Source organism: Rhizobium sp. LC145, from assembly GCF_001005825.1.
GTDB lineage: Bacteria > Pseudomonadota > Alphaproteobacteria > Rhizobiales > Rhizobiaceae > Neorhizobium.
Genome location: NZ_LBHV01000005.1, coordinates 369,287 through 395,269 on the forward strand (window position 1 = coordinate 369,287; position 25,983 = coordinate 395,269).

A 25,983-nucleotide genomic window follows, 5' to 3' on the forward strand; every position below is an offset into this window, starting at 1 on the left:
ATGGGTGTGCCGCTGGACTGGGACAAATTGCGCATTTTCCACGCGGCGGCGGAGGCCGGGTCGTTCACCCACGCTGCCGACAAGCTGCACCTCTCACAATCGGCCATCAGCCGGCAGGTGAGCGCGCTCGAGCAGGACGTGGGCGTGAAGCTTTTCCACCGGCACGCCCGCGGCCTGATTCTCACCGAGCAGGGAGAGCTGCTTTACCGCACGGCGCATGACGTGCTGCTGAAGCTCGAAACGGTGAAGGCGCAACTCACCGAGACGACGGAAAAACCCTCCGGCAAGCTCCGAGTTACGACCACCGTCGGCCTCGGCCAGGGCTGGCTGACCGACAAGGTCCAGGAATTCCTGCAGCTCTACCCGGAAATGGCGATCCAGCTCATCCTCGACAACGAAGAGCTGGATGTGAACATGCGCCATGCGGACTGCGCCATCCGGCTTCGCCAGCCGCAGCAGTCCGATCTCATCCAGCGCAAGCTCTTCACCGTGCATATGCACGTCTATGCGGCGCCCTCCTACATCAATCGTTTCGGAGAGCCGCAAACGGTCGAAGATCTGGACGATCACCGCATTCTCACCTTCGGGGAACCGGCGCCCAATTATCTTCTCGACGTCAATTGGCTGGAATATGCCGGGCGCTCCTCGGACAATCCGCGTACGCCGCATCTGCAGATCAACAGCCAGACTTCGATCAAGCGCGCCTGCCTGCTCGGCATCGGGATAGCCGTATTGCCGGATTACATCGTCGGCCGCGATCCGGGGCTGATCCAGCTTCCCATCAATGCCGACATCCCGTCCTTCGACACGTATTTCTGCTATCCGGATGAAATTAAGAACGCCGCGAAATTGAAGGTCTTTCGCGATTTCATCGTCGCCAAGGCGCGCAATTGGAATTTCTGAGCCCGCTTCAGCCTATGGCGAATCAAGGCATCCATAAAAAACAATAGGTTACGGGAATATAAAAAGATGACTATGCCTTCATGGCGGTTTTTTGGCCGAAGGCTTGCGCTTCCCGCATAGCTGTTGTGCACAAAAACGTATTGTTCGCTGCACAAAAAACCACCATATCGCACACAGCTGATGCACATGGTGGCTTTCCTCCCAGTTCCACCGCAGCAGCTGTTCCCCTCTGGAGGTTTTTGACCTTCACACCTATAGGGCCCTGGAGCGATCCGGCGGCCCTCTTTTTTTGCTCTGCAAAAATTTCGCTCAGAAAACTTCCTGTTCAATATTCCATCCGCACCCCTTGTCCATTCGCCTCCGATTACCCATATTGGTTGTAGCTGGCGCCCCTTCTTTGACGACTCCCCGTTGTCCCGCGCCGGCTGTTCCCCTCTGGAGGTTTTGACCTTCACACCTAGGGCCCCGGAGCGATCCGAGGGCCTATTTTTTTACGCTCCGGCATTTCTCCGCAAATCGGTTCCTTTAAATCGACGATTTCCGATCTATATATCGGAGAAACACGATTTAAGGTCACGATGGACAAAACGGAAATCTTGAAAGCGCTCGCCCATCCGGCTCGAGTGGAATTCCTGGAATGGATGCGTGAACCCGAACGCCATTTTTCCAGTCAACTCCATCCTCTCGAAATGGGCATCTGCGCCAATCAGTTCGAGAAGCGCTGCGGCCTGTCGCAATCGACCGTCTCGGCGCATCTGTCGACCCTCGAGAAGGCCAACCTGCTGACGATCCACCGCGTCGGCCAATGGGCATTCTATCGCCGCAACGAGGAGACAATCGCGACCTTTCTCGAGGAGCTTCGCTCCACCCTCTGAAATTCCCCGCCCCCGCTCCGTGAAAAAGGAAATTCGCATGGCCAATCTCTTCGATCCGATCAATTTCGGTGACATCTCGCTTTCCAACCGCCTCGTGATGGCACCGCTCACCCGCAACCGGTCCCCGAAAGCCGTCCCGAACGATCTCAACGCCATCTATTACGAGCAGCGTGCCAGCGCCGGCCTCATCGTCACCGAAGGGACACCCATCAGCCAGCAGGGCCAGGGATATGCCGATGTACCCGGCCTCTACCTTCCGCAGGCGGTCGAAGGCTGGAAGAGGGTGACCAAGGCCGTTCATGAAAAGGGCGGCAAGATCGTCACCCAGCTCTGGCATGTGGGCCGCATCTCGCACGTCTCGCTGCAGCCGAACGGTGCAGCACCCGTGGCGCCCTCCGCCATTCCGGCGAACAGCAAGACCTTTATCATCAATCCGGATGGCAGTGGCGCGTTCGCGGAAACCTCCGCTCCCCGCGCGCTGGAGCGTTCGGAGATCGCCGGCATCATTGAGGACTATCGCAAGGCTGCCCGCGCGGCTGTCGATGCCGGCTTCGATGGCGTCGAAGTGCACGCTGCAAACGGCTATCTGCTCGATCAGTTCCTCAAGAACGGCACGAACCAGCGGACCGACGACTACGGCGGCTCCATTGAAAACCGCAGCCGCTTCCTGCTCGAAGTCGTCGATGCGATTGCAAAGGAAATCGGCAGCGGCCGCACCGGCATCCGCCTCTCGCCGGTAACGCCTGCAAACGACATTGCCGAAACCGATCCGCAGCCGCTCTTCAACTACGTGGTCGAGCAGCTTGGTCCCCGCGGTCTCTCCTTCATCCACGTGATCGAGGGAGCCACCGGCGGCGACCGCAATTTCTCACAGGGCGACAAGCCCTTCGATTACCAGGAGCTGAAATCCGCCTACCGCAAGGCCGGCGGCAAGGGCGGCTGGCTGGTCAACAACGGTTACGACCGCGAAAGCGCGATCGAGGCCGTCGAGAGCGGCTATGCCGATGCCGTCGCATTCGGCAAGCTCTTCCTCGCCAACCCGGATCTGGTGCAGCGTATCAAGGATAATGCGCCCCTCAACGAGCCGGATCGCGCCACCTTCTATGGTGGTGGCGCCAAGGGCTATACGGATTATCCGGCGCTCGAAGCCGTCGCCTGATCTTTTCCGGAAACCACGCCCGGCAATGCCGGGCGTGTCTCCCGGTCCAGGCAGCCAAGATCGGTGAGCGTCGCCCGCAGGGCCTCTTCGATCGACGTTACGGGTTCCTCGCCAAGGAAAGCGATGAGCTTGCCATTATCCATCCGCACCGGCTGCCGCCAGAGGTAACGCATTTCCTTAAGTTCGCGAAACAGCGGCACGAAGGGACCGGCGAGCCTCATCAGCCACCATGGGAAGCCGCGAACCTTTGGGCGACGACCGACGACGCGGCCGATTGCATCGATCATTCCGCTTCCGTCCTGATCCCAGAAGCCGCGCATCTGGAAGAGCGCAAAGCGCGGCAGGTCCGCCTCCCGATCGATCAGCCTCAGCATGGTTTCCGCCACGTCCGGCAGGTAGGCCCATTGATGGCCGGTCCCCGGCTTGCCTGGATAGCTGATCGCGGTTACCGGCTTGCCGGGCTTCAACAGCCCTTGCGCGAACCAGTTGTTTCCCGCTCCGGGCCCGAAATAGTCCCCGGCCCGGACGATCAGCACCGGCACGCCCTCCTCCGACGCCGTCTTCAGCCTTCGCTCCATTTCCACGCGGATCGCGCCCTTGCGGGTGACAGGGTTCTGCGGGCTTTCTTCCGTGATCACCGGAAAGGCGTCCGGCCCGTAGTTATAGACGGTCCCCGGCAGCAATATGCGCGCCCCGACTGCACGCGCCGCCGCGATCGTATTGTCGAGCATGGGCAGCACGAGCTTTTCCCAATCACGATAACCAGGCGGGTTGACGGCATGAACGATGAGGCTTGCGTCCTGGGCGGCGCGCCGAACGTCCCGCCCGTTCAAAGCATCCCCCTGAATCCAATGGAAACGCATTTCGCGGTTTGCCGCACCCGCGGCATTGCGGCTCAGGGCACGAACGATCCACCCACGGACGACGAGCCCGCGGGCAACATGGCCTCCGACGCCGCCGGTAGCGCCAAGCACGAGAGCGATAGGTCTTGCATTCGATCGAGCGGTCATAACGATACTCCTTGCTGAATGGCTGGATTATCGCGCCGAACGGGAATATACGTAATTCGCAGTTTTCCTTTATCATCCATACAAAAATGAATGATCTGAACTGGGACTTCTATCGCACCTTCCTCACCGTTCTGCGCACCGGCTCCCTTTCGGCGGCTGCCCGCGATCTCGGCCTCACCCAGCCGACGGTTGGCCGACATATCGACACGCTCGAACAGGCGGTCGGCTACCAGCTCTTCACGCGCTCGCAACAGGGCCTGCTGCCCACCGAACCTGCCTTGGCCCTTCAGCCCTATGCGGAAACACTCGCCGCGACGACCGCCGCCATGCAAAGGGTGGCGGCCGGAGAATACGGAAAGGTGAAGGGCACGGTGCGCATCAGCGCCAGCGACGTGATCGGCTGCGAAGTGCTCCCGCCGATCCTTGCTGCCCTGCAGGACGAACATCCGGGGCTTGCGATCGAGCTTTCATTGTCCGATGCGGTGGAGGACCTTTTGCGGCGCGAGGCCGATATCGCGGTCCGTATGACCAATCCCGCACAGGATGCGCTGATAGCGCGTCATATCGGCCAAATACCGCTCGGTTTCCATGCGCATCGCCGCTATCTGGAACGATATGGAGAGCCGCAGGAAGCGGAGGAACTGGCGCATCACCGCCTCATCGGCTTCGACCGCAAGACGGCTTTCATCCGCGCCACCGCTGCCCGCATCCGCGCCGACCTCCCGGCCTTTCCCGATCTGGAGAACATTCGCTGGGCCTTCCGCACCGACAGCAATCTTGCCCAGCTTGCCGCGATCCGCTCCGGCGCCGGCATCGGCATCTGCCAGACAGGCATTGCCAGGCGGGACCCGGAGCTCGTTCGCGTCCTGCCGGGCGTTTTCGAACTCTCCCTCGACACATGGGTCGCCATGCACGAAAACCTGAAGAACGCTCCTCGCTGGCGCGTTACCTTCGATGCCCTGGTAAAGGGGCTTCTGGATTATGTCCGTGCGGCTTGACGTCGCTCGACGGCATCGCGCCATCTTTCGCCGCGGTTTTTAGGTCAGCCGCTTGATGATCTCGCGGATCAAGGTGTTGAGCCCGGCGGCAAGTCCCTTGATCAGGATTTCCGTCAACTTCTCGACCACCTGCTTGATCGGCAATCCTCGGCTCACGGGGACCACCTGCGGCACCGTTCCCATCGCTGCCGCCACATCACGGCGCAGCCGATCGCCGCACGCCCCGGCGCCCACGCAACCGGGATCGAACGGAAGGCGGGAAATGTCCCATTTGCCGCGCTGTTTGATGCCGAGATTGATCTCGACCTCGGCATGGGAAAGGACCGTACGCGGACCGATAGGGATGCGGTAGCGCGTGCAGAGTTCCGCCACCGTCGCGACGAGCGCGTTCCACTGCGCGGCCGTCATCGGGTAGTTGCCGGTGTGAAACGGCTGTTCCTGTGCGCCTCCCATGCAGCATAGCGAAATGCCGATCGATCCGCTGTTGCAGTTGAGCGTGTGCGCTGCATAACCCGCCTTCACGCGCCTGGAATTAAGCGCGATCGACGAATTGCCCTTGACGAGCCGGCCATTGCCTTCAATCAGGAAATGGTAGGCGGCAAGGTCTTCCGGACCAGCATGATATGAGCCTGCCGTCCAATGGCAGATGATGCGCTTCATCGGTACGTCGGGAATCCAGGCAAGCGGTATTGCCATGAGAAGTCCTCGCAATGCAGCCGGGCGCAGGGGCCGAGCGGGACCAATGTAATTTCAACCGCCGGAAACACCAATGCCGTATTCGTCATTTGGTTGAGCAAACGTAACGCCACACCCATCACATGTCGCGTCAAAGGATAAGGTGGTCTCGTGGGCAACGACATATGCAAAGCAAATGCTTGAAGTGCAGGAGACGAGCCCGGAAGGTCCGCCACGCACTTCAACGGGCATCGGCGCCATCTTCCGTATCCACGACCTCGGCTTCCGGACGGTCTCCGCCGTCGCTGTATTCGGTATGCCAGATACCTTTGTCGTCCTGCCAGCTTATTTCTTCCGCATCGCCACCGACCTGCTGTTCGGCCGCGACGATGCGCGCTGCCTCCAACGCGTCGGAATGCGTGGGAAAGGTTTCCGAATAGACATCACCGAGGCGATAGGCCCAACCGCCGTCGTGCTGCACGATTTTGTAGACAACCTTGGTCATAGGTTCTTCTCCCTCCTTTCTTTCTCATGGCCGATACGATCCTGCCGGTTTGCTCAGTCGCGGCGTCGAGGTGAAAAAAGCAGAAAGGGCGCCGCAAGGTTCCAGGGCCACTTGCGAAATTATGTCATCAAATGCCGGTTGTCGCAAATCCGGCCTCCTGCGCCACTCCTTGATGCGGGCTTTCCTCGCCATAGATTGCAGGAAGTCACAAGGAGCAACCGTGAAAGCGTCCCGTCTGCTCAGCCAGGAAAAATTTCTCTTGTTCGCCATCGGCGCGGTGATCGCCGGCTATCTGGCGGAACATGCTATCCTCGAGGCCGGCCAGACGGTCTCGCTGCTTGCTGCCGCCGCCTTCATCGTCACGATCATTCTCGCCTCCACCCGCGTCGCCCACCACGCGGAGGTGCTGGCTCACAAGGTCGGCGATCCTTACGGCACCATGATCCTGACGCTTTCGGCGGTGGCGGTGGAGGTGCTGATCCTGGCAATTATGATGGGTAATGCCGCCTCACCCACCCTGGTCCGCGATACGATCTACTCGGCCGTGATGCTGGATATCAACGGCATACTCGGCCTTGCGGCCCTGCTCGGCGGCTTGCGCCACGGCGAACAGGCCTACAATGACGATTCCAGCCGCACCTACAGCGTCATGATCCTGACCGCGATGGGCATTTCCATGGTGGTTCCGGAATTCATTCCCGAAGCCAGATGGCACCTCTATTCCGCCTTCACCATCGGAGCGATGATCGCGCTTTACGCGCTTTTCCTGCGCATGCAGGTGGGAACGCACAGCTATTTCTTCAGCTACAGCTATCCACGGGCGAAGACCGCATCGAACCCGGCGACCCCGCAGGAAGAAGCCGAGGAGGAGCCCGCCGCCCTCTCGATCGCCATCATCCTTCTCGGCGTGCTCGTCATCGGCTTCCTGGCGGAGTTCATGTCCGCCTTCCTCGGTACCGGCCTCGAAGGAACGGGCGCGCCTCCGGCACTGATGGCTGTGGTCGTCGCCACGATCTCGGCCGCGCCGGAAATCTTGACCGCCCTTCGCGCGGCCCTGCGCAACCGCATGCAATCGGTCGTCAACATCGCCATGGGTGCCTCCCTTTCCACCGTCATCCTCACCGTGCCGGTCATGGAAAGCATCGCGCTCTATACCGGCCAGCCGTTCAACATGGCGATGACGCCGGTGCAAACGGTGATGGTCGGCATCACGCTGATCGTGGCGGCCATCAACCTGAATGACGGCCAGACCAATGCAATCGAGGGAATGACGCATTTCGTGCTCTTCGCGACCTTCCTCATGCTCACCATGCTCGGGCTTTGAAAAGCGTTTTAATTCAATTGATTGCACAAAAATCCCGACTCAAGATGGCAGCGACTTGAATCGCTTTCCGAACCAGGAATGGTCGGCGTGCAGGGATCGGCAGGCTTCCTCCACCACCGGATGTACGGACTGCTACTTCTGATATGGACTCAAATAAACCCTGAATTATATCTTGAGAATCAGGGCAACCGCCCAATCTTCTGCCGAAGATCACAACCAGGAGAGCGCAGCATGGGTATTTTTGACAAAATCAAGAGTGCGATATTCGGTCAGGCGAAGCCTGCTACACCGGCGCCTGCCGATGCACCGAAAACGGTAACGCCCACGAGTCCGGTCTCGGCCTCCATGTCCGGCGCATCGGCTTCTGCTGGCGTCGCGGCCCCGGCTGGTTCGCCGGCACCTGTAACTACGGCAGCCGCTCCGGCCGCTACCGCGCCCTCCCCGTCCGGTGCCGTCGACATCGGGCCGATCCTCGATGCAGCCGTTAAGAAAAGCGGCCAGAAGCTCAATTGGAAGAATTCGATCGTCGACCTCATGAAGGCGCTCAATCTGGATTCCAGCCTCGCGGCACGCAAGGAACTCGCCGACGAGCTCGGCTATACCGGCGACAAGGGCGATTCCGCCGCCATGAACGTCTGGCTGCACAAGGCCTTGATGAAGAAGCTCGCGGAGAACGGCGGCGTGGTGCCGGCTGAGCTTACCGACTAAGCATCACGAAAATCCTTCGAAGCCCGCCATATTGGCGGGCTTTTCATTTGCGCGCTCAATAAATCTTGATGGCACGTGTACGGCATTTTCGCGGTTCTTCCCTTAAACAGGAATGAACCACACCCAAGGGAGGTCCAGGATGAACCAGTTCTCTTCTCTGCTCGCCGGCACCGTTTTTTCGGCCGTCCTGATTGCCGCGCCCGCCTGCGCACAGACCGGCAACCAGCCCGCGACCGGCGCGGAAGACGTGCCGGCCGGCCAACCGGCCGAAACCAGGCCTCCCAATGCGCCGGACCAGCGGCCGGCCTTTTCCGGGCAGACCCGCGCGCCGCAGCCGGCGCAAATGCCCCGGATCGCCACCGAAGTCGTCGCAGACGACCTGCCGCACCTCTGGGCCATGGAATTCCTGCCCGATGGCCGCATGCTGGTGACCGCGAAAGAAGGCGCCATGCACATCATCTCGGAGGAAGGCGAAGCCGGCGCTGAGATCGAAGGCGTGCCCGAAGTCCTCTCCGACGGCCAGGGCGGGCTTCTCGACGTCGCTCTGGCTCCCGACTACCAAAGCTCTGGCCGCATCTTCTTCTCCTTCTCGGAAGACCGAGAGGATGGCAACGGCACGTCCGTCGCCTCCGCACGACTGGTGCCCGATGACCAGGGCGGCGGCCGGCTCGAGGATGTCAGCGTCATCTTCCGCCAGATGCCGAGCTATGACGGCAACAAGCATTTCGGCTCCCGCCTCGTCTTCGGGCCGAACGACGAGCTCTACGTGACGGTCGGCGAGCGCTCGGATCGTGAACCGCGCGTCCAGGCTCAGGATCTTTCAAGCGGCCTCGGCAAGGTCTTCCGCATCGACATGAACGGCAAGGCATTGCCGGACAATCCCTTCGCGGGCCGTGAAGGCGCCCAGCCGGAAATCTGGAGCCTCGGCCATCGCAATCATCAATCCGCCACGCTGGACGGCCAGGGACGCCTCTGGACGGTCGAGCATGGTCCCCGCGGCGGTGACGAACTGAACAGGCCGGAAGCCGGCAAGAACTACGGCTGGCCGGAGGTCACCTACGGCGTCGAATATAGCGGCAGCCCGGTCGGAGACGGCGTCACGGAGAATGCCGAGACGGAGCAGCCCGTCTATTATTGGGACCCGGTGATCGCCCCATCCGGCATGGCCTATTACGGTGCCGACGCCATCCCTGAATGGAAGGGCGCCTTCCTCGTCGGTGGCCTCGTCTCGCAGGGCATTGTCGTCGTGCATATGGATGGCGACAAGGTTTCACACGAAGAACGCGTACCGCTCGAAGCCCGCATTCGCGATGTGAAGGTCGACCCCGACGGCGCCGTCTATGCAGTTACGGAACAACGTGGTGGCGGCGGATCGACCATCGTTCGCCTGACGAAGGCGAGCTGATACTCCGAATCCGACGCCAGACAGCAAAAAGCCCGCGGTACTCCCGCGGGCTTTTCGTTCGCAATCAGATATTGATCACCTGCAGGCGGCGCAGAAGCGCTGAATACGCTTGCAGGCTTCTTCGAGCAGCTCTTCCGAAGTCGCATAGGAAATGCGGAAGTTCGGGCCGAGGCCGAAGGCCGAGCCATGGACAACCGCCACGCCTTCCGTCTCCAGAAGCTCGGTCACGAAGTCCTCGTCCGTCTCGATAACCTTGCCGGAGGGTGCCGTCTTGCCGATCAGTCCCGCGCAGGACGGATAGACGTAGAAGGCGCCTTCCGGCGACGGGCAGGTGATGCCCTTGGCCTGGTTGAGCATGGAGACCACGAGATCGCGGCGGCCTTCGAAGACCTTCTTGTTCTTCACGACGAAGTCCTGCGGCCCGTTGAGCGCCTCGACCGCCGCCCACTGGGCGATAGAGGTGGCGCCCGAGGTCTGCTGGCCCTGGATCATGTCCATCGCCTTGATGAGCTGCAGCGGACCGGCAGCATAGCCGATGCGCCAGCCGGTCATGGCATAGGCCTTGGAAACGCCGTTCATGGTCAGCGTACGGTCGTAAAGCTTCGGCTCCACTTCCACCGGCGTGACGAACTTGAAGTCGCCATAGGTCAGGTGCTCGTACATGTCGTCCGTCAGCACCCAGACATGCTCGTGCTTCAGAAGGACATCCGTCAGCGCCTTCAGCTCGTCATGGCTGTAGGCCGCGCCCGAGGGGTTGGAGGGCGAGTTGAAGATGAGCCACTTCGTCTTCGGGGTGATCGCCTTTTCGAGCGCCTCCGGTTTCAGCTTGAAATTGTCTTCGATCGTGGTGCCGACGAACACCGGAGTGCCGCCGCAAAGCGCCACCATTTCCGGATACGAAACCCAATAGGGCGCCGGGACGACGACTTCATCTCCCGGATTGAGCGTCGCCATGAAGGCGTTGAAAAGAATCTGCTTTCCGCCGGTGCCGACGATCGTCTGCTCGGGCTTGTAGTCGAGGCCGTTCTCGCGCTTGAACTTCGCGGCGATCGCCTTGCGCAGTTCCGGAATGCCCGAGATCGGCGTGTACTTGGTTTCGCCCCGGTTGATGGCGTCGACGGCGGCTTCCTTGATATTGTCCGGCGTATCGAAATCCGGCTCGCCTGCGCCGAGCCCGATCACATCCCGGCCCTGAGCTTTCAGTTCGCGGGCTTTCTGGGAAACGGCGATGGTGGCGGAAGGCTTTACACGGGAAAGAGCGTCGGCAAGAAAGGCCATGATCTTGGTCCTGAGGGCTGTTGGAACAAGGCGAGCCGCGCCGGCCCGCCGACACGCTGTATGTCGAATGAATGACGGGGTTTCAAGCGCAAACCATGAATATCATCGATGAAAGAAGCTGATTAAAACCATCCGGGTTCAGTTTACAGCCGCGTAACCCTTCCCTGATACAACCAGTGCAGGCAACAGCGGGTCGCGGTCATGAACGCCAAGAGCATTTTCGCCAATCTGGTGCGTGGCGAGGACGGGTCCGTTTCGACTGCCTACGGTCCTTTCGTACTGCACTCGGCCCTGCAGCCGATCTTCAGGCGGCGTCCGGATGAAACGCTGGAAATCGAGGCGTTCGAAGGCCTCGTCCGCACCTTCCGAAGCGGCGAGCCCATTTCTCCGGCCGAGTTCTTCAGCCTTGTCGAGCCTGCCGATATCGAAACGATCGACAGCATCCTGCGCACCATCCATATTCTCAACACCGGGCGGCTCGACCGCTCCAGCGCCCGGATTTTCATCAAATTTCATCCAGGCCTCTTCAGGACGCCGAACGCGATGCGCCAGGAGGTCGAGCGCATCAAGCTCGCGGGACATGAGGCCGGCCTCTCGCCCGACAGGATCGTCTGCGAAATCTCCGAAAAATTCGGCGAGGATGCGCCGCTCATCGCCGCCTTCGCGGAGCACATGCGCGCGATCGGCTTCCGCATAGCGATCGACGATTACGGCGCGGGCGATTCCGATCTGGAGCGGCTGAAGCGGATCGGCCCGGACTACGTCAAGTTCGAACCCGCCTGGGCTCGTGATTTCCTCGAAAACTCGGCGGGCATGGCATTGCTGCGCGTCATCGTCCGCCAGATGCAGGAGGATCGCATCGAGCCTGTCTTCGAGGGGCTCGAACTGTCCTGGCAGGTGGAACGCTGCGCGGAACTCGGCGTGCCGCTGATGCAGGGATATGCGCTCGCGCGGCCGCAGCTTGCTCCCACCACCTTCAACTCCCTCTTCCCGGAAGAACCCTCGGCCGCGGAGCGGATAGCGGCCACCCGAAACGCCCTCGGTTCCGCACCGACCCCGACGCATGCTCCGATCGCTTCCGCGCTCGCCAAGCCGGCCCGCACCTTCGGCAGGGACGTATCGCGATCGATTGAGAAACGCCTGCGATCGTTGCCCTGATAATGCCGCGCAAATACCTCGGATCGCCATGAACCGGTCCTCATCGCGACCCTTTCGGAGCCTTCACTCTGACGATCAAATGGACAAGGATCGGCAGATGTTCCTGGACGACGATAAGCTGGACCGCAGGCGCAAGAGGCTGAGGTTTTCTCTGCCCCTCATGACATCCATCGGGCTGGCCGCCTGCGTGGCGATGATGGTGGGGCTGGTCGCCCGTATCTGAGTGGCGCGGGAAGCAGCAGGTCATCTTGTCGGGTTTTGGTGAAACTGCTAAGCGGTCCTCGTCGCAAGGCCAGCTGGCCGCCCTCTCCGCTCAGGCTTGAACATGACCCGCATCCAGGCGAACCTCGTCCTTCTGCTTGCCGCAGCGATCTGGGGCGGCGGCTTTGTCGCCCAGTCGACGGCGATGGACAAGATCGGTCCCTTCTGGTTCGTGGGCCTGCGTTTCGCGATCGCTACGCTCGCCGTCCTGCCCTTCGCCTTGATGGAGGCCCGCAAGTCGAAAGCTCCGCTCTCGCGAAACGGTCTCCTGTCATTCGTCGCGGTCGGCCTAGCTCTCTTCGGTGGCGCCATCACCCAGCAGATCGGCCTCATCAGCACCACGGTCACCAATTCCAGCTTCCTTACCGGACTTTACGTCGTCTTCGTTCCGGTCATCTCGGTGATCGCTCTTCGCCGCTATCCGCACTGGATCATCTGGCCCGCAGCAGTCATGGCGCTCTTCGGCATCTTTCTGCTCAGCGGCGGCGAGCTTGCATCCCTTACCAGGGGTGATGCGCTCACCATCGTCTGCGCCTTCTTCTGGGGCATCCAGATCATTCTCGCCGACCTCTTCGTCTCGTCGACGGGAAGACCATTGGCGCTTTCGGCCTGCCAGTTTGCCGTCTGTGCCATTCTCTGCCTTGTGATCGGCCTGTTCGTCGAGCCGATCGACCTCGCTGCGATTTCCGCCGCTTCCAGAGAAATTCTCTATGTCGGCCTGATTTCCTCCGGCCTCGCCTTTGTCCTGCAGGTCATCGGCCAGCGCTACACTACCGCACCCCAGGCCGCGATCCTCCTCTCCTCTGAAGCCCTTTTCGGCGCGCTGCTGGGCGCCCTCGTGCTCGGAGAAAAACTGCCGCCCCTCGGCTATGTGGGCTGCGCTGTTCTCTTTGCGGCAATGCTGCTGGTCGAACTCGTTCCGGAACTGACCCGCCGCCGGAGCCGTCTTTCGAACGCCTGAAGCGACAGACGACAAATTTTTTTCAATTCGCGACACGCGTATCAAAATGAGGCAGAACAACCCTGAATTTTGATTGCCGGCGATGGATTCGGGCACGTCAACCGCATCTCGTGCCCCCAAAGGCCGCATTTGCAGGCGTTTTCGCGTTCACGCTTTTTCAATTGCACGGCCCGCTCGAAAAACTTTTTCTTGCCAATTTCGGATAAACACAGCACTCTGTGCAAGTTCGGGCAATTTACGAGCATGGGAAGACCTATAATGATGCGTTCCGGAGACGCTAAGACTCCGGGCGGGGGATCTGGGGGCGGATTGCGAAGCTATTCCTGCCAGTCACCGCGGTAAAGACAGGGCCCCTTTCTTAAGCTGCCTGCCACCGCCCTATGGGGCAACATCGTGATGCTGTCCGCCGCTGAACACGGACAGAAAGAAAAGGACCTGCTGCATGGCCGAAACTGGCACTGTAAAATTCTTCAATACCGAAAAAGGATTCGGCTTCATCAAGCCGGATAACGGCGGCGCCGATATCTTTGTCCATATCTCTGCCGTACAGGCTTCCGGCCTGTCCGGTCTCTCGGAAAACCAGAAAGTAAGCTTCGACACGGAACCGGATCGTCGCGGCAAAGGCCCCAAGGCCGTCAACCTGCAGATTGCCGGTTAAGCCTTACCGGCTTTCATTCGAGTTGAGGCCCGGCAGATATGCCGGGTTTTTTTATGTCGGCGGCAAGCCCGCGCAGGAATGGATTTGTCCGTCGCTCCTCGCCGATCCGGCCACCGGGACCATGGCCGCAGATGAAGCCGATTTCATCGCCGAGCGGCAGCACCTTGTCGCGGATGGAGGCGAGAAGCGTTGCGTGGTCGCCACCCGGCAGATCGGTTCGGCCGATCGAGCCGTTGAAGAGCACATCTCCGAGATGGGCGAAACCTTCCTCGCGATTGAAATAGATCACATGCCCCGGCGCATGGCCGGGCGTATGGAAAACCTCGAACACGTGCCCGCCGAAGGAAACGGTGTCCCCCTCCTCCAGCCAGCGGTCCGGCGTGACGTTGCGCACTGGCATGGATACGCCGAAACGCTCTGCCTGCTTTTCCAGCCGTTCCAGGAGCGGTAGGTCGTCCTTGTGCGGTCCGATCACCTTGATGCCCAGCAGTTCGCGCAGCTCGTCGGCGCCACCGGCGTGATCGATATGGCCATGGGTAAGCCAGATTTCCTTGAGCTTGATGCCGTTCTCCTGCGCCACCTGGACAACGGCGGACACGTCGCCACCGGGATCGATGACGACGCCTTCCCTGGTATCGGTATCGAAGAGAAGCGTACAGTTCTGCTGGAATGGTGTGACCGGGATGATGCCGGCCTGCAATTTGCCCATGATGCCTCGGCTTGCGGTAGGTGATGCGCACACCCCCGGGTATAGCGGGAACCGATCCTCTTTTCAGCCCGAAAAATCACTCGGAGACGGAATAGCTGGCGCTTTCGGCTATCGGAGGGGCGAGCGACGCCATGCCGAGCAGCAGGACCGAGACGGCGGTCGCCAGGGTGAAGGCGGCGATCAATACAACGCGCAGGGGATGCGCGGGCGTTGCGGTCTCCGCCTTGATGGCGGGAATGGCGGTAAAGGTCGGGCGGGTCATGCGTTATCTCCCTATGCTCCGTTTCTTCGACTTCGGCCGCCCCTGCCGCTTGAAAAAGGCAACGAACGATGCGGCCGAAAGTTCCGCCGGTTGCGATCGCCGCGCCTCCGCGCCAGGCTTGATCTTTCCTGAACATCGACGGAACCAGCTCCGGCCCGAGGGGGTTGTCCTTCCCAGTCAACATCGGGAGAAGATCCATGAAGACCTGGTTGAAATCTCTGTTTGCGGCCTCGGCCCTCGCGACGGCGGCGTTTCCCGCCTGGGCTCAAATGACCGCCACCACAGCCTCGGACATCACGGTGCGCTCCGGTCCCGGCGAGGAATATCCGGAAGTCGGCGTTGCCACGCGCGGCAGCCCGGCCATGCTCGACGGCTGCATGCAGGGCAGCAGTTGGTGCCGTATCGACGTCAACGGCATGCGGGGTTGGGTATTCGCCGAATATCTGACCATCGAGCACGAAGGCACGCCGGTCCTGGTCGAGGAATACCGGGCGCAGCATGAAGTGCCCGTCGTCACCTACGAGACGACCTCGGGCGTGGCGCCGGCTTCCCCTGCGCCCGGAGACCTGCTTCTTGGTCCGGTCGAGGAGGTCGAGGTAATCGAACCGCCGGAAACCGTCATCACCTATATCGAGCAGCATCCAGCCGAACCGATCTACGTGCGCAATGAACTGGCGGTGGGCGCAACCATCCCGCCGGGAGTCACCATCCAGGAAGTGCCGGATTACGATTACTCTTACGTCGTGGTTAACGATCGGCCCGTCCTCATCGACCCCGACACCCGCCGTATCGTCCACATCTATGACTAGCCTCTCGGAAGGGCGCTCGCTCAGAGCGCGCGCCCTTCCCTTTCCGCCTCGGGACGTATCGCTCCCGCACATGCGCCTTTCCCAACAATACTGTTGATTGTTCAGCCGGTTCGCGCTTTATCGGGGGCGGTACGCTACAATCGGCTCGCGAACATGAAGAGCGCCAGCCTGGGCCGAAGGGTCAGGCGCCGAGGGAAAGGAAAGCGAGAGTGGCACGCGCAGCGACGGAAAGAGCCGTCAGGAAGGTCCATCCGCCCATGCCGGCGGTCGATGAGGCCCAGATCGACTTCGAAATGATCGAGCTGCTGTTCTTCGCCTATCGCGATTTCATCTCCGATCCGGACGCGATCCTGGCGAAGATCGGCATGGGACGCGCCCATCACCGCGTCGTCTATTTCGTCTGCCGCCAGCCGGGCATGATGGTGACCGATCTCCTGGATACCCTGCAGATCACGAAGCAGAGCCTTGCGCGGGTGCTCAAACAATTGATCGAATCCGGCTACATTCGGCAGATGGCGGGCGCAAGGGACCGCGGGCAGCGCCGCCTCTCCCCGCGCTTGCCGGCCGGGAGCTGGCGCTCGCCCTTGCCGAGCCGCAATCGCGCCGTATCGCGCAGGCCATGGAAGGCATGAGGCCCGAGACGCGCGAGGCAATCAAGGATTTCCTGCGGCACATGCGCGGCCGCAACCCAGATCTGGAGATTATCGAAAGCGAGTTGGAATAGATGAACAAGACCCCTCTTTCCGATGACGCGCCCCATCTTCTGGTCGTGGATGACGATACACGCATCCGCGATCTCCTGCACCGCTATCTGATGGAGCAGGGTTTTCGGGTCCCCGTCGCGGCCGATGCGGCCGAAGCCCGCCGCAAGCTCGACGGCCTGAGCTTCGACCTCATCATTCTCGACGTGATGATGCCCGGCGAATCCGGCCTTTCGCTGACGGAAGATCTCTATCGCAACAAGACCATTCCGGTGATCCTGCTGACGGCCCGCGCTGAGGCCGAATCGCGTATTGCGGGTCTGGAGGCCGGCGCCGACGACTATCTTCCAAAGCCGTTCGATCCGCGCGAACTCGTGCTGAGGATCAACAATATCCTCAGGCGCAACGCTTCGCCCGATACCCCGAAGATCGAGCAGGTCATGTTCGGCCCCTTCACCTTCTCCATCCTCCGCAAGGAGTTGCGGCGCGCCGCCGAGACCATCCGACTAACCGATCGCGAGCAGGAAATCATGCTGCTCTTCGCGCTGCGCGCCGGCGACACCATTCCCCGCCACGAGTTGATCGGCAACGACGCGGATGTCGGCGAGCGCACGATCGACGTGCAGATCAACCGGTTGAGGCGTAAGATCGAGGACGACCCGGCCAATCCGGTCTACCTCCAGACGGTGCGCGGGATCGGGTACCGGCTGAGCATCGACTGACCGGCGGCGGCCGGAAACGGGAAGGCATAGGACCAATCGACATTCAGGGTTTGGAGCGCGGTATGAGGGAAAATCGTTCAGTTCTAGGAGCCAAACCGACGGTGGGGCCTAATCCCATCGAGGTTTCGCGACGCGGAAATGGGCGATTTTCACCATATCCCTTCGGGACGCGGCGGATTTCGCGCCTTGCTGCGTCGAAGGCCCCTTGTGGAGATCTGCTCCACGTCGGTTCCTTCTCCTTGCCATCCACGAAATCCGGCTCGCGCCGCGCCCGAAACCTGATTGTCGATTGGTCCTTATGGCATTATTCGATACCCTGAGACGCGATATCGCCCGTTTCAATCCTCCCGGCTGGCGCGCCTCCACCCGCTGGATGAAGCGCCGGCTGCCGACCGGCCTCTATACCCGCTCCGTCCTCATCGTCATCATCCCGATGCTTCTTCTGCAATGCGTCGTCGCCGCCGTCTTCATGGAGCGGCACTGGCGCATGGTGACGGAGCGGCTTTCGGAAGGCGTGGCGCGGGATATCGCGGCGATCATCCAGGTCATCCAGACCTATCCACAGGATGGGAACTACGACGATATCGTGCGGATCGCGGAAGAAACCCTCGCGCTCAACGTCTCAATCGAGGCGAATGGGGAGCTGCCGCCGCCGCGCCCGAAGCCGTTCTTCTCCCTCCTCGACAGCATCCTTGTCGAACAGATCAGCGACCGCATCCGCCTGCCATTCTGGATCGATACGGTCGGCGAGAGCCGGTTGGTCGAGATCCGCATCAAGATGGACGACCGCGTACTGAGGGTCTTTGCCCGCCGCAATCAGACCTATGCCTCCAATACCCATATCTTCATCGTCTGGATGGTCGGCACGGCTCTGGCGCTCATAGGCATCTCGGTCCTCTTCCTGCGCGGCCAGATCCGGCCGATCCTCGCGCTTGCGGATGCTGCGGAAAGCTTCGGCAAGGGACACAAAATCTCGGATTTCGCGCCCCGTGGCGCGGAAGAGATACGCCGCGCGGGCTTCGCCTTCATTCAAATGCGCGAGCGCATTGAGCGGCAGATGGAACAGCGCACCGCCATGCTGAACGGTGTGAGCCACGATTTGAGAACCATCCTCACGCGCTTCAGGCTGCAACTGGCGCTTGCCGGCGAAAAGCCGGAACTTCACGGCATGAGCCAGGATGTCGAGGACATGCAGTCGATGCTCGAGGGCTATCTGGCCTTCGCCAAGAGCGATGCGGAGGAGGAGGATGTCGGCGCGGTAAAGCTCAGCGAGCTTCTGGAACGGCTGCGCGCCGATTTCGCGCTGCACGGCAAGACCATGACCTACGAGGTCGAAGGCGACGATGAGGTCGAGGTCCGGCCCAAGGCCTTCAGCCGGCTCGTCAACAACCTTGCGAGCAATGCCGAACGCTATGCCGATACCCTGCACGTCGATGCCAGGCACAGCGCCAAATGGCTGACGCTGACATTCGATGATGACGGTCCGGGCGTCCCCGCCGAGGCGCGCGAGGATGTCTTCAAGCCGTTCTTCCGGCTGGACGAGGCCCGCAACCTGGATGCCTCCGGAACCGGTCTGGGGCTTGCCATCGCCCGCGATATCGCCCGCTCCCACGGCGGTAACGTCACGTTGGCGGACAGCCCGAGGGGCGGTCTGCGCGCAACCGTGCGGATACCCGCCTGATCCTTCGAGAGAAATTTGAGGAAACCGATGCCGATCGATACCCGCGCCATGACCTGGCTCAACCAACCTCCCGAGGTCCGCGAGACCGAGGGAGGCCTGTTCCTGCGTTCCGGCCGCGAGACCGATTTCTGGCAAGGCACTTATTACGGTTTTCATCGCGACAACGGCCATTTCCTTCATCGGTCGTGGAGCGGCGAGTTCACCGCCGAGGCCTCTTTCGTCGGGCGTTACGAGTCGCTCTACGACCAGGCGGGACTGATGATCCGCCAGGACGAGGCCCACTGGATGAAATGCGGCATCGAATTCACCGACGGAGCGCGGCATTTCAGCGTCGTAATGACGAACGGCCATTCCGATTGGTCCGCCTTCCGCCTGGCCGACAATTTCGAGGAGATGTTCGTCCGTGTAACGCGCCTCGGCGACGCGCTCTTTATCCAGTACCGCACGGATGCTTTTCAGGAGTGGCGCATGGCGCGGCTCGCCTATTTCCCGCCTATCCCATCCGAAATCCAGGCCGGCATAGCCTTCTGCTCTCCGCAGCGCGAGGGTTTCGAAGTGGAGTTCAAGTCGTTCAGCCTGACTGATCCCGTAACGCGTGAGATCCACTGACGCGAGTTACATGAGCTTCCTGCCGTTCGGCACAGCCTGCTCGACCGCGGCAAGCACGATCGCACCGTTTTCGTCCTCGAAGCCGAGGGTCAGCACCTCGGATCGCACCGGACCGATCTGTCGCGGCGGGAAGTTCACGACGCCCAGCACCTGCCGCCCGACGAGCGTTTCCGGTGTGTAGTGGACGGTAATCTGTGCGGAGGATTTCTTGATGCCGATCTCCGGGCCGAAGTCGATCTTCAGTTTGAAGGCCGGCTTGCGCGCCTCCGGAAAAGGCTCCGCCTCGACGATGGTGCCGACGCGAATGTCCACCTTCTCGAAATCGCCATAGGTGATCTCGTTGCTCATTATATAACCTGCCTCAGCTTCCCAGTTCTTCCGCCCGCTTGCGAGCAGCGGCAATCGCCTCGTCGAAGAGCGGCTGCATGCCGTCCTCCGCCATCAGAACCGCCAGGGCAGCGGCCGTCGTGCCTCCGGGCGAGGTCACGTTCTGGCGCAGCTTCGAAGCGTCCTCGGGGGACTGGTGCAGCAATTCACCAGCCCCCGAGACGGTTTCCCGCGCGAGCCGCATGGCGAGGTCCGCCGGCAGGCCCAGCTTTCGGCCCGCTTCCGCCATGCACTCCACGAGATAGAAGACATAGGCAGGACCGCTACCCGAAACCGCGGTAACGGCATCGATATCGCTTTCGCTCACCACCCACTCCACCGGTCCGCTGACCCTCAACAGCGCCTCGACCTGCTCCCGCTGGCTATCGGAAACTTTCGGATTGGCGTAGGCGCCGGTTACGCCGCGTCCCACCATGGCTGGCGTGTTCGGCATGGCGCGCACCATCGCAGCCTCACCGAGATGCCCTTCCAGGAAGGCAAGCGTCTTGCCCGCTGCAACCGAGACGATGACGGTGTTTGCTCCGACCGCAGATTTCAGGGGCGGCAGAACCGCCTCCATGACCTGCGGCTTCACCGCCAGGAAGAGGATATCGACAGCTCGGCCTTCAGGCGCCGCCGTCAAATGCTGTGCACCCGCCTCGGCGATGATCTTCCGCATCGCTTCGGAAGGCGACGGGTCCACCACCGTGACGGAAGAACCCGGAATGCCGTTGCGAAGCCAGCCGGAAAGCATGGCACCGCCCATATTGCCGGCGCCGACAAGCACGATCGAGGGAGTGGATGCTCCCGCCATCAGGCCTCCCCTACTGTCTCGAACAATACCGCGTCCATAGCGGCCTTGGCTTCCATGCCCGACCAGACGACGAACTGGAAAGCCTGGAAATAAGCTTCGCAGGTCTCGAGCGCATTGGAGAGCAGCACTTCCACCTGCTGGTTGGTCGGCTCCGCGCCGCCCGCGAGCAGCAGCGACTGGCGGAAGATCACAACATCCTCCTGCCGCCACAGGTCGAAATGCCCCATGAGCACCTGTCCGTTGACATGCGAAAGCAGCCGGATGACTTCGTTCACCCGGATATCGGGAACCTTGATGTCGAAAGCGCAGGCAAGATGCAGGGCTTCGAACTCCTCCATCCAGGAGAAGGAAACGTGGTAATCCGCCCAGCGCCCTTCCACGGTCATGGCGATCTCATCCTCGCCGGACCGTTCGAACGTCCAGTCGTTCGAGGCGGCGACGAATTCGATCATGTCGACCGGATTCGACTGACGTTCAATATCCATTTCCATAAGGCTCATGCGGCACCTTCTTGACCGGAATGAATGCGATTTTGTGCGAAAACACCAAAACGCGAGACACAGACCGGGAACAAACACTTCAGATGATCGCCCGACGCCGCCAGAATAACGCAGTCACCCTGTCTGGAGCTTACCAGTTTCGTTTCGAATCATCATTTAAAATCAGTGTATAGTGACGGAGTCCGACTGCCAGCCCCTTTGCCGTGTTTTTAACAACGGGGCTGTTGAAAGCTGTTCTCACCGGAGATCAGAATGGAGTCCTAAGCGACTCTGGGAACTCGCTTTTTTGGAAGTGTCCACAAGCGGCGAATTTTTGTCGGAAAACGCAAAACCGGAGGGTGGCGCACAAGCCAGTGGGATGAGACCGCAGCAGGCACGCCGCGGCACGGAGCCGCGGCGGCGGATTCGAATTTCAGATCAGCCCTTCCGGCTGGCGAGCTTGGCTTCGAGCGCGTCAATTCTCGCCTTCAGCGCCTCGTTCTCGTCGCGGGCGCGGGCGGCCATTTCCCGAACGGCCTCGAATTCCTCGCGCTTCACCACGTCCATGCTGTTGAGGAAACGCTCCGCCTGGGCTTGGAAGGCGGTCTCGACCTCCTTGCGCACGCCCTGCGCCGCGCCGGCCGCGTCGGTCATCAGCCGGGCGAAGTCGTCGAGGATGCGGTTGGTACCGGTTGACATGGTCTCAAACTCCATCATTGCGCCGGAACCGGCGACATAACTCTCTGTGGATGAAGTAGGGCCTGCCGGCCAAGCTTGCAAGCATCCAATCCGCCGTGAAGAAATTCGCCTTGACCGCCGAAAGCGGCAACGCCATGTTCCGCGCAATGTCGTCGGGCGCCAGTGGAACCTTGTAACTTGTACGAAGCACTTCATCTTTTCGCACTCATGCCGTTCCCGGATATCGATCCGGTGGCATTCTCCATCGGCCCTCTTTCGGTTCACTGGTATGGCCTTGCCTATGTGGCCGGCATCCTGCTCGGCTGGCTCTATGCCCGCCGGCTGGCGGCGAACGCCTCGCTCTGGAAGGATGACAAATCCCCGATAACCGCCACCCATCTCGATGACTTCCTGGTCTGGGTCGCCGCCGGCATCGTGCTCGGCGGGCGCATCGGCTACATACTTTTCTACGATTTCCCGATGGTCGCGGCCAATCCGCTCCGCGCATTGGAGATCTGGAACGGCGGCATGTCCTTTCACGGCGGCTTCATCGGCGCGACGCTGGCGATGATCCTGTTTGCCCGCCGCAACGGCATTCCCGTCTGGAGCATGTTCGATATCGTCGCCGCCGTCGTACCTTTCGGCCTCTTCTTCGGACGGATTGCCAATTTCATCAACGGCGAATTGTGGGGCCGGCTGGCGGACGTTCCCTGGGCGGTCGTCTTTCCGACCGGCGGACCATTCGCCCGCCACCCGAGCCAGCTTTATGAGGCGGCACTGGAAGGAATCGTGCTCTTTCTCGTCCTGCGCCTGCTGACGCATGGGCTGAAAGCCTTGAAGACGCCCGGCGTGATCGCAGGCACCTTCGTCTGCGGCTATGCTTTGGCCCGCATCTTCGTGGAATTCTTCCGCGAGCCCGATGCCCAGCTCGGATATCTGCTCGGCACTGGCTGGCTCACCATGGGAATGGTACTCTCCCTGCCCATGTTCCTCGTCGGCCTCTGGGCGATCTTCCGCGCCCGCAGGGCGGCGGCCGAGGCTTAAATCATGAGCACTCCCCTCGCCGGCAAGATCAAGGATCTTATCCGGGCGAACGGCCCGATCAGCGTCACCGATTATTTCGCGATCTGCCTCGCCGATCCGGAATACGGCTACTATCGCACCCGCGAACCCTTCGGCCGCGATGGGGATTTCATCACCGCTCCAGAGATCAGCCAGCTTTTCGGCGAGATGGTAGGCGTCTTCATGGTGCATGCCTGGCAGCGCCATGGCGCGCCGTCTACCGTCCGCCTCGTCGAGATCGGCCCCGGCCGCGGCACGATGATGGCCGACATGCTGCGGGTCATCAAACGCATCGCGCCGCCCCTCTTCGAGGGCCTCAGCGTTCACCTTGTGGAGACCAGCGAGCGGCTTCGCGGCGTGCAGCGCATCACGCTCGAGGCCTATTCCACGCTTCTCTCCTGGCACGACAGCTTCGAAAACGTGCCGGAAGGCTTCACGCTGATCGCCGCCAACGAGCTCTTCGACGCCATCCCGATCCGCCAATTCGTCAAGACGGCAGCCGGCCTTCGCGAACGCGTAGTGGGGCTCGACGCCACGGGCGAACTCGCCTTCGCGGCAGGCATCGCCACGCTCGATCCGCAACTGCTTCCAAGCCCGGCCGCCTCCATTCCGGAAGGAACGGTGTTCGAGATCGCCCCGGCCCGCGAAGCGGTGATGCAGACGATTTGCGAAAGGCTAAAGGCCTCGGGCGGGACCGCGCTCGTCATCGACTACGGCCATCTGGTCACCGGCTTCGGCGATACCCTGCAGGCGGTGCGCCGCCATGACTATGATCCGCCGCTTGCCCATCCCGGCGAGGTGGACCTGACCAGCCATGTGGATTTCGAGAGCCTCGCAAGGGTTGCCCTCTCTTCCGGGGTCCACCTGAACGGCGGCCTGCGGCAGGGCGAATTCCTCTACCGGTTGGGACTTGCCGAACGCGCGGCCGCGCTCTCCCGCGGCAAGGAGGCTTCCGAGCAGAACCTCATCGCCGCGGCCGTCGACCGGCTGGCCGGCGAAGGAGCCGGCAAGATGGGCGAGCTTTTCAAGCTGATCGCCGTCTCCAGTCCCGCCCTCGATCTGATGCCGTTCCGGCCGGTCGGCTGAAACGGACGCCGCACCGATTGACATCCGCCCTTCGCCTGGGCCACTCTCGCTGCGAACCGAAGCAGCGGATGCCCATTTGGGCGAAGCACAAAACCTCATAAAATCAATAAGGTACTCAACGCGATGCAGGAAAGCCCCTTGCCGACGCCGATCGAAAGTCCGCTTCTGGCGGCCAAAGGCAACGGCCGCATCCGCCATGGTTTCTTCACCCGCCGGGGCGGCGTTTCGCAAGGCATCTATGCGGGATTGAACGTCGGGCTGGGATCGCAGGATGAACGCGAGCATGTGGCCGAAAATCGCGCCCGCGTCGCCCGCTGGTTCGATCTGCCGGTGGAAAAACTTGCGACGGTGCATCAGGTCCACTCACCTGACGTGATTGTGATGGACGAGACCTATGCGGGCGAACGGCCCAAGGCCGATGCGATGGTCACCTCCGTGCCAGGCGTCATCCTCGGTGTGCTCGCGGCCGATTGCGGCCCGGTTCTCTTCGCCGATCATGAGAACGGCGTCGTCGGCGCGGCCCATGCGGGCTGGAAGGGTGCGCTTGGTGGGGTGCTCGAAAACACGATCGAGGCCATGGTCTCCCTCGGCGCCGAACGCGAGAAGATCACCGCCTGCCTCGGTCCTTCGATCGGTCCGGCAAGCTACGAGGTGGGCCCGGAATTCGTGGAGCGCTTCCTGGCCTTCGATCCTTCTTACGAAGTCTTTTTTTCGCCGTCACAGAAGGACGGCCACGCCATGTTCGACCTGCCGGCGCTCACCATCAAGCGACTCACGGCAGCGGGCGTGAAGGCGGAAAACCTGAAGCTCGACACCTACCCTGACACCGAGAGATTTTTTTCCTACCGCCGCACCACCCATGCCGGAGAACCGGACTATGGACGGCAGATTTCAGCCATCGCAATCGTGGAGAAGTGATATGGCCCTGCATTTCGAGAGGAGCGAATATGCCGACAGGCTCGCACGCCTGACGGAAAGAATGCGCGCCGAAAAGCTCGACGCCCTGCTGCTTTTCGCGCAGGAGAGCATGTATTGGCTCACCGGCTACGACACTTTCGGCTACTGCTTCTTCCAGACGCTGGTCGTCAAGGCCGACGGCACCATGACGCTCCTCACCCGTTCCGCGGACCTGCGCCAGGCGCGTCATACCTCGGTCATCGAGAACATCGTCGTCTGGGTCGATCGGGTGAATGCCGACCCGACGCTCGATCTGAAGAACCTTCTGAGCGATATGGATCTGCTCGGCATGCGGATCGGTATCGAATACGATACCCACGGCATGACCGGCCGCGTCGCCCGCCTTCTCGACAACCAGCTTGGGAGCTTCGGCCAGGTCGTCGACGCCTCCTATCTGGTCAGCACGCTGCGCCTCGTCAAAAGCCCGGCCGAGATCGCCTATGCCGTGCGCGCAGCCGAACTCGCGGACGACGCGCTCGATGCCGCGCTGCCGCTCATCAAGGCGGGCGGCGACGAGGCCGATATCCTGGCCGCCATGCAGGGAGCGATCTTTTCCGGCGGCGGGGATTATCCGGCCAACGAATTCATCATCGGCTCGGGCGTCGATGCGCTTCTGTGCCGCTACAAGGCCGGTCGCCGCAAGCTGGACGCCAGCGACCAGCTTACGCTCGAATGGGCCGGCGCCAGCGCGCATTACCATGCCGCGATGATGCGGACCGTCATCATCGGCGAGCCGAGCCTTCGCCAGCGCGAACTCTACAACGCCTGCCGCGAGACGATCACCGCGATCGAGCAGGTGCTCCGTCCCGGCAATTCCTTCGGAGACGTCTTCGATACTCACGCCCGCATCCTCGACGATCGCGGTCTCACACGCCATCGCCTCAACGCCTGCGGCTATTCGCTCGGCGCGCGCTTCTCCCCCTCCTGGATGGAGCACCAGATGTTCCATGTCGGCAATCCGCAGGAAATCCTGCCGGACATGACGCTCTTCGTACACATGATCATCATGGATTCCGATGCCGGCGTCGCCATGACCCTTGGCCACACCTATCTGACGACCGACGGCGACCCGAAACCCTTATCCCGCCATGGGCTCGATCTGATTGTCCGCTAAGGTCCGATCGGCCTTCCCGGCATCCCGGATTGACACACCGGGAATGCCGCCCGTAA

At 61.5% G+C, this 25,983-nt stretch carries 29 protein-coding genes and 1 pseudogene; 20 read left to right on the forward strand and 10 right to left on the reverse strand.

Annotated features, from left to right (window positions below; genetic code table 11):
* The first annotated feature begins 6 nt into the window (after positions 1-6).
* From YH62_RS17255 to YH62_RS17265, 3 genes are all read left to right on the forward strand, one after another.
* On the forward strand, positions 7-903 hold the full coding sequence (locus YH62_RS17255; protein WP_046795591.1) for a LysR family transcriptional regulator VtlR: 897 nt from the start codon (positions 7-9) through the stop codon (positions 901-903).
* A 578-nt stretch (positions 904-1,481) separates the two neighbouring features.
* Entirely contained in the window at positions 1,482-1,778 is a 297-nt protein-coding gene (locus YH62_RS17260; RefSeq protein WP_046795453.1) for a metalloregulator ArsR/SmtB family transcription factor, read from the forward strand.
* A gap of 37 nt (positions 1,779-1,815) precedes the next feature.
* Positions 1,816-2,937: an alkene reductase gene (locus YH62_RS17265; protein ID WP_046795454.1), complete on the forward strand. Its 1,122-nt coding sequence runs from the start codon at positions 1,816-1,818 to the stop codon at positions 2,935-2,937.
* Here the strand turns inward: YH62_RS17265 and YH62_RS17270 are convergent.
* On the reverse strand, positions 2,910-3,947 hold the full coding sequence (locus tag YH62_RS17270) for an SDR family oxidoreductase (protein ID WP_046795455.1): 1,038 nt from the start codon (positions 3,945-3,947) through the stop codon (positions 2,910-2,912). The genes YH62_RS17265 and YH62_RS17270 overlap by 28 nt on opposite strands.
* An 86-nt stretch (positions 3,948-4,033) precedes the next feature.
* Here YH62_RS17270 and YH62_RS17275 point away from each other — a divergent pair, with 86 nt between their 5' ends.
* Complete coding sequence (locus YH62_RS17275; RefSeq protein WP_046795592.1) at positions 4,034-4,945, forward strand: LysR family transcriptional regulator; 912 nt, start codon at positions 4,034-4,036, stop codon at positions 4,943-4,945.
* Between the two features lie 39 nt (positions 4,946-4,984).
* Here YH62_RS17275 and YH62_RS17280 read toward each other — a convergent pair whose 3' ends face one another.
* Together YH62_RS17280 and YH62_RS17285 are read right to left on the reverse strand one after the other, a co-directional pair.
* Positions 4,985-5,641, reverse strand: coding sequence for an N-acetylmuramoyl-L-alanine amidase (locus tag YH62_RS17280; RefSeq protein WP_046795456.1), 657 nt, complete (start codon positions 5,639-5,641; stop codon positions 4,985-4,987).
* Between the two features lie 220 nt (positions 5,642-5,861).
* On the reverse strand, positions 5,862-6,125 hold the full coding sequence (locus YH62_RS17285) for a DUF2188 domain-containing protein (protein WP_046795457.1): 264 nt from the start codon (positions 6,123-6,125) through the stop codon (positions 5,862-5,864).
* Between the two features lie 220 nt (positions 6,126-6,345).
* Between YH62_RS17285 and YH62_RS17290 the strand changes: the two genes are divergently transcribed.
* From YH62_RS17290 to YH62_RS17300, 3 genes are all read left to right on the forward strand, one after another.
* Positions 6,346-7,449, forward strand: a complete 1,104-nt coding sequence (locus YH62_RS17290; RefSeq protein ID WP_245282120.1) for a calcium:proton antiporter — start codon at positions 6,346-6,348, stop codon at positions 7,447-7,449.
* A 231-nt stretch (positions 7,450-7,680) separates the two neighbouring features.
* The gene (locus tag YH62_RS17295; RefSeq protein WP_046795458.1) at positions 7,681-8,157 is read left to right on the forward strand and encodes a DUF3597 domain-containing protein; all 477 of its coding nucleotides are present in this window, start codon (positions 7,681-7,683) and stop codon (positions 8,155-8,157) included.
* A gap of 139 nt (positions 8,158-8,296) precedes the next feature.
* Positions 8,297-9,562 (forward strand): PQQ-dependent sugar dehydrogenase, encoded by a 1,266-nt coding sequence (locus YH62_RS17300; RefSeq protein ID WP_046795459.1) that lies wholly within the window; start codon positions 8,297-8,299, stop codon positions 9,560-9,562.
* A gap of 75 nt (positions 9,563-9,637) precedes the next feature.
* Here the strand turns inward: YH62_RS17300 and YH62_RS17305 are convergent, their stop codons facing one another.
* Positions 9,638-10,840 carry a pyridoxal phosphate-dependent aminotransferase gene (locus YH62_RS17305; protein WP_046795460.1) on the reverse strand — a complete coding sequence of 401 codons (1,203 nt, stop codon included), beginning with the start codon at positions 10,838-10,840 and terminating at the stop codon, positions 9,638-9,640.
* 201 nt (positions 10,841-11,041) lie between these two features.
* On the opposite strand from YH62_RS17305, the gene YH62_RS17310 reads away from it, so the two are divergent.
* The 4 genes from YH62_RS17310 to YH62_RS17320 all read left to right on the forward strand — a co-directional run bounded on the left by YH62_RS17310 (position 11,042) and on the right by YH62_RS17320 (position 13,878).
* Positions 11,042-11,998: an EAL domain-containing protein gene (locus YH62_RS17310; protein ID WP_046795461.1), complete on the forward strand. Its 957-nt coding sequence runs from the start codon at positions 11,042-11,044 to the stop codon at positions 11,996-11,998.
* Between the two features lie 97 nt (positions 11,999-12,095).
* Positions 12,096-12,221, forward strand: coding sequence for a hypothetical protein (locus tag YH62_RS31025; protein WP_280950064.1), 126 nt, complete (start codon positions 12,096-12,098; stop codon positions 12,219-12,221).
* 102 nt (positions 12,222-12,323) lie between these two features.
* Positions 12,324-13,220: a DMT family transporter gene (locus YH62_RS17315; RefSeq protein WP_046795462.1), complete on the forward strand. Its 897-nt coding sequence runs from the start codon at positions 12,324-12,326 to the stop codon at positions 13,218-13,220.
* Between the two features lie 442 nt (positions 13,221-13,662).
* A complete protein-coding gene (locus tag YH62_RS17320) occupies positions 13,663-13,878 on the forward strand; it encodes a cold-shock protein (protein ID WP_046795463.1) in 216 nt (71 codons plus the stop codon).
* A gap of 13 nt (positions 13,879-13,891) precedes the next feature.
* Here the strand turns inward: YH62_RS17320 and YH62_RS17325 are convergent, their stop codons facing one another.
* Both YH62_RS17325 and YH62_RS17330 read right to left on the reverse strand, forming a co-directional pair.
* Complete coding sequence (locus YH62_RS17325) at positions 13,892-14,587, reverse strand: MBL fold metallo-hydrolase (protein ID WP_046795464.1); 696 nt, start codon at positions 14,585-14,587, stop codon at positions 13,892-13,894.
* 76 nt (positions 14,588-14,663) lie between these two features.
* Positions 14,664-14,849, reverse strand: coding sequence for a hypothetical protein (locus YH62_RS17330; protein ID WP_046795465.1), 186 nt, complete (start codon positions 14,847-14,849; stop codon positions 14,664-14,666).
* A 197-nt stretch (positions 14,850-15,046) separates the two neighbouring features.
* Here YH62_RS17330 and YH62_RS17335 point away from each other — a divergent pair, with 197 nt between their 5' ends.
* The 5 genes and pseudogenes from YH62_RS17335 to YH62_RS17355 all read left to right on the forward strand — a co-directional run bounded on the left by YH62_RS17335 (position 15,047) and on the right by YH62_RS17355 (position 19,371).
* Complete coding sequence (locus tag YH62_RS17335) at positions 15,047-15,658, forward strand: DUF1236 domain-containing protein (protein WP_046795466.1); 612 nt, start codon at positions 15,047-15,049, stop codon at positions 15,656-15,658.
* Positions 15,659-15,915: 257 nt separating this feature from the next.
* Positions 15,916-16,382: pseudogene (locus YH62_RS17340) on the forward strand (MarR family transcriptional regulator).
* The gene (locus YH62_RS17345) at positions 16,383-17,081 is read left to right on the forward strand and encodes a response regulator (protein WP_046795467.1); all 699 of its coding nucleotides are present in this window, start codon (positions 16,383-16,385) and stop codon (positions 17,079-17,081) included. It begins immediately after the preceding pseudogene.
* A gap of 298 nt (positions 17,082-17,379) precedes the next feature.
* On the forward strand, positions 17,380-18,762 hold the full coding sequence (locus YH62_RS17350) for an ATP-binding protein (protein WP_046795468.1): 1,383 nt from the start codon (positions 17,380-17,382) through the stop codon (positions 18,760-18,762).
* Positions 18,763-18,789: 27 nt separating this feature from the next.
* On the forward strand, positions 18,790-19,371 hold the full coding sequence (locus tag YH62_RS17355) for a DUF1349 domain-containing protein (protein WP_046795469.1): 582 nt from the start codon (positions 18,790-18,792) through the stop codon (positions 19,369-19,371).
* A 6-nt stretch (positions 19,372-19,377) separates the two neighbouring features.
* Here the strand turns inward: YH62_RS17355 and YH62_RS17360 are convergent, their stop codons facing one another.
* From YH62_RS17360 to YH62_RS17375, 4 genes are all read right to left on the reverse strand, one after another.
* Positions 19,378-19,719 (reverse strand): tRNA-binding protein, encoded by a 342-nt coding sequence (locus YH62_RS17360; RefSeq protein ID WP_046795470.1) that lies wholly within the window; start codon positions 19,717-19,719, stop codon positions 19,378-19,380.
* Between the two features lie 13 nt (positions 19,720-19,732).
* Positions 19,733-20,551, reverse strand: a complete 819-nt coding sequence (gene proC / locus YH62_RS17365; RefSeq protein ID WP_046795471.1) for a pyrroline-5-carboxylate reductase — start codon at positions 20,549-20,551, stop codon at positions 19,733-19,735.
* Positions 20,551-21,051, reverse strand: coding sequence for a YbjN domain-containing protein (locus YH62_RS17370; RefSeq protein ID WP_046795472.1), 501 nt, complete (start codon positions 21,049-21,051; stop codon positions 20,551-20,553). Before YH62_RS17370 ends, proC begins: the two co-directional genes overlap by 1 nt.
* A gap of 417 nt (positions 21,052-21,468) precedes the next feature.
* Positions 21,469-21,729 carry an accessory factor UbiK family protein gene (locus YH62_RS17375; RefSeq protein WP_046795473.1) on the reverse strand — a complete coding sequence of 87 codons (261 nt, stop codon included), beginning with the start codon at positions 21,727-21,729 and terminating at the stop codon, positions 21,469-21,471.
* A gap of 177 nt (positions 21,730-21,906) precedes the next feature.
* Here YH62_RS17375 and lgt point away from each other — a divergent pair, with 177 nt between their 5' ends.
* The 4 genes from lgt (at position 21,907) to YH62_RS17395 (ending at position 25,927) form a co-directional block, all read left to right on the forward strand.
* Positions 21,907-22,752, forward strand: a complete 846-nt coding sequence (lgt, locus tag YH62_RS17380) for a prolipoprotein diacylglyceryl transferase (protein WP_197082529.1) — start codon at positions 21,907-21,909, stop codon at positions 22,750-22,752.
* Positions 22,753-22,755: 3 nt separating this feature from the next.
* Positions 22,756-23,856 carry a class I SAM-dependent methyltransferase gene (locus YH62_RS17385; protein WP_046795474.1) on the forward strand — a complete coding sequence of 367 codons (1,101 nt, stop codon included), beginning with the start codon at positions 22,756-22,758 and terminating at the stop codon, positions 23,854-23,856.
* A 123-nt stretch (positions 23,857-23,979) separates the two neighbouring features.
* On the forward strand, positions 23,980-24,774 hold the full coding sequence (pgeF, locus tag YH62_RS17390; protein WP_046795475.1) for a peptidoglycan editing factor PgeF: 795 nt from the start codon (positions 23,980-23,982) through the stop codon (positions 24,772-24,774).
* A gap of 1 nt (position 24,775) precedes the next feature.
* A complete protein-coding gene (locus YH62_RS17395) occupies positions 24,776-25,927 on the forward strand; it encodes a Xaa-Pro peptidase family protein (protein WP_046795476.1) in 1,152 nt (383 codons plus the stop codon).
* Positions 25,928-25,983 lie beyond the last annotated feature (56 nt).

What these genes read in the sequence shown, in the direction of transcription:
- YH62_RS17260 (WP_046795453.1), top strand. Translation starts at nt 1,482, where the DNA reads ATGGACAAAACGGAAATCTTGAAAGCGCTCGCCCATCCGGCTCGAGTG.
- YH62_RS17265 (WP_046795454.1), top strand. Translation starts at nt 1,816, where the DNA reads ATGGCCAATCTCTTCGATCCGATCAATTTCGGTGACATCTCGCTTTCC.
- YH62_RS17270 (WP_046795455.1), bottom strand. Translation starts at nt 3,947, where the DNA reads ATGACCGCTCGATCGAATGCAAGACCTATCGCTCTCGTGCTTGGCGCT.
- YH62_RS17275 (WP_046795592.1), top strand. Translation starts at nt 4,034, where the DNA reads ATGAATGATCTGAACTGGGACTTCTATCGCACCTTCCTCACCGTTCTG.
- YH62_RS17280 (WP_046795456.1), bottom strand. Translation starts at nt 5,641, where the DNA reads ATGGCAATACCGCTTGCCTGGATTCCCGACGTACCGATGAAGCGCATC.
- YH62_RS17285 (WP_046795457.1), bottom strand. Translation starts at nt 6,125, where the DNA reads ATGACCAAGGTTGTCTACAAAATCGTGCAGCACGACGGCGGTTGGGCC.
- YH62_RS17295 (WP_046795458.1), top strand. Translation starts at nt 7,681, where the DNA reads ATGGGTATTTTTGACAAAATCAAGAGTGCGATATTCGGTCAGGCGAAG.
- YH62_RS17300 (WP_046795459.1), top strand. Translation starts at nt 8,297, where the DNA reads ATGAACCAGTTCTCTTCTCTGCTCGCCGGCACCGTTTTTTCGGCCGTC.
- YH62_RS17305 (WP_046795460.1), bottom strand. Translation starts at nt 10,840, where the DNA reads ATGGCCTTTCTTGCCGACGCTCTTTCCCGTGTAAAGCCTTCCGCCACC.
- YH62_RS17310 (WP_046795461.1), top strand. Translation starts at nt 11,042, where the DNA reads ATGAACGCCAAGAGCATTTTCGCCAATCTGGTGCGTGGCGAGGACGGG.
- YH62_RS31025 (WP_280950064.1), top strand. Translation starts at nt 12,096, where the DNA reads ATGTTCCTGGACGACGATAAGCTGGACCGCAGGCGCAAGAGGCTGAGG.
- YH62_RS17315 (WP_046795462.1), top strand. Translation starts at nt 12,324, where the DNA reads ATGACCCGCATCCAGGCGAACCTCGTCCTTCTGCTTGCCGCAGCGATC.
- YH62_RS17320 (WP_046795463.1), top strand. Translation starts at nt 13,663, where the DNA reads ATGGCCGAAACTGGCACTGTAAAATTCTTCAATACCGAAAAAGGATTC.
- YH62_RS17325 (WP_046795464.1), bottom strand. Translation starts at nt 14,587, where the DNA reads ATGGGCAAATTGCAGGCCGGCATCATCCCGGTCACACCATTCCAGCAG.
- YH62_RS17330 (WP_046795465.1), bottom strand. Translation starts at nt 14,849, where the DNA reads ATGACCCGCCCGACCTTTACCGCCATTCCCGCCATCAAGGCGGAGACC.
- YH62_RS17335 (WP_046795466.1), top strand. Translation starts at nt 15,047, where the DNA reads ATGAAGACCTGGTTGAAATCTCTGTTTGCGGCCTCGGCCCTCGCGACG.
- YH62_RS17345 (WP_046795467.1), top strand. Translation starts at nt 16,383, where the DNA reads ATGAACAAGACCCCTCTTTCCGATGACGCGCCCCATCTTCTGGTCGTG.
- YH62_RS17350 (WP_046795468.1), top strand. Translation starts at nt 17,380, where the DNA reads ATGGCATTATTCGATACCCTGAGACGCGATATCGCCCGTTTCAATCCT.
- YH62_RS17355 (WP_046795469.1), top strand. Translation starts at nt 18,790, where the DNA reads ATGCCGATCGATACCCGCGCCATGACCTGGCTCAACCAACCTCCCGAG.
- YH62_RS17360 (WP_046795470.1), bottom strand. Translation starts at nt 19,719, where the DNA reads ATGAGCAACGAGATCACCTATGGCGATTTCGAGAAGGTGGACATTCGC.
- proC (WP_046795471.1), bottom strand. Translation starts at nt 20,551, where the DNA reads ATGGCGGGAGCATCCACTCCCTCGATCGTGCTTGTCGGCGCCGGCAAT.
- YH62_RS17370 (WP_046795472.1), bottom strand. Translation starts at nt 21,051, where the DNA reads ATGAGCCTTATGGAAATGGATATTGAACGTCAGTCGAATCCGGTCGAC.
- YH62_RS17375 (WP_046795473.1), bottom strand. Translation starts at nt 21,729, where the DNA reads ATGTCAACCGGTACCAACCGCATCCTCGACGACTTCGCCCGGCTGATG.
- YH62_RS17385 (WP_046795474.1), top strand. Translation starts at nt 22,756, where the DNA reads ATGAGCACTCCCCTCGCCGGCAAGATCAAGGATCTTATCCGGGCGAAC.
- pgeF (WP_046795475.1), top strand. Translation starts at nt 23,980, where the DNA reads ATGCAGGAAAGCCCCTTGCCGACGCCGATCGAAAGTCCGCTTCTGGCG.
- YH62_RS17395 (WP_046795476.1), top strand. Translation starts at nt 24,776, where the DNA reads ATGGCCCTGCATTTCGAGAGGAGCGAATATGCCGACAGGCTCGCACGC.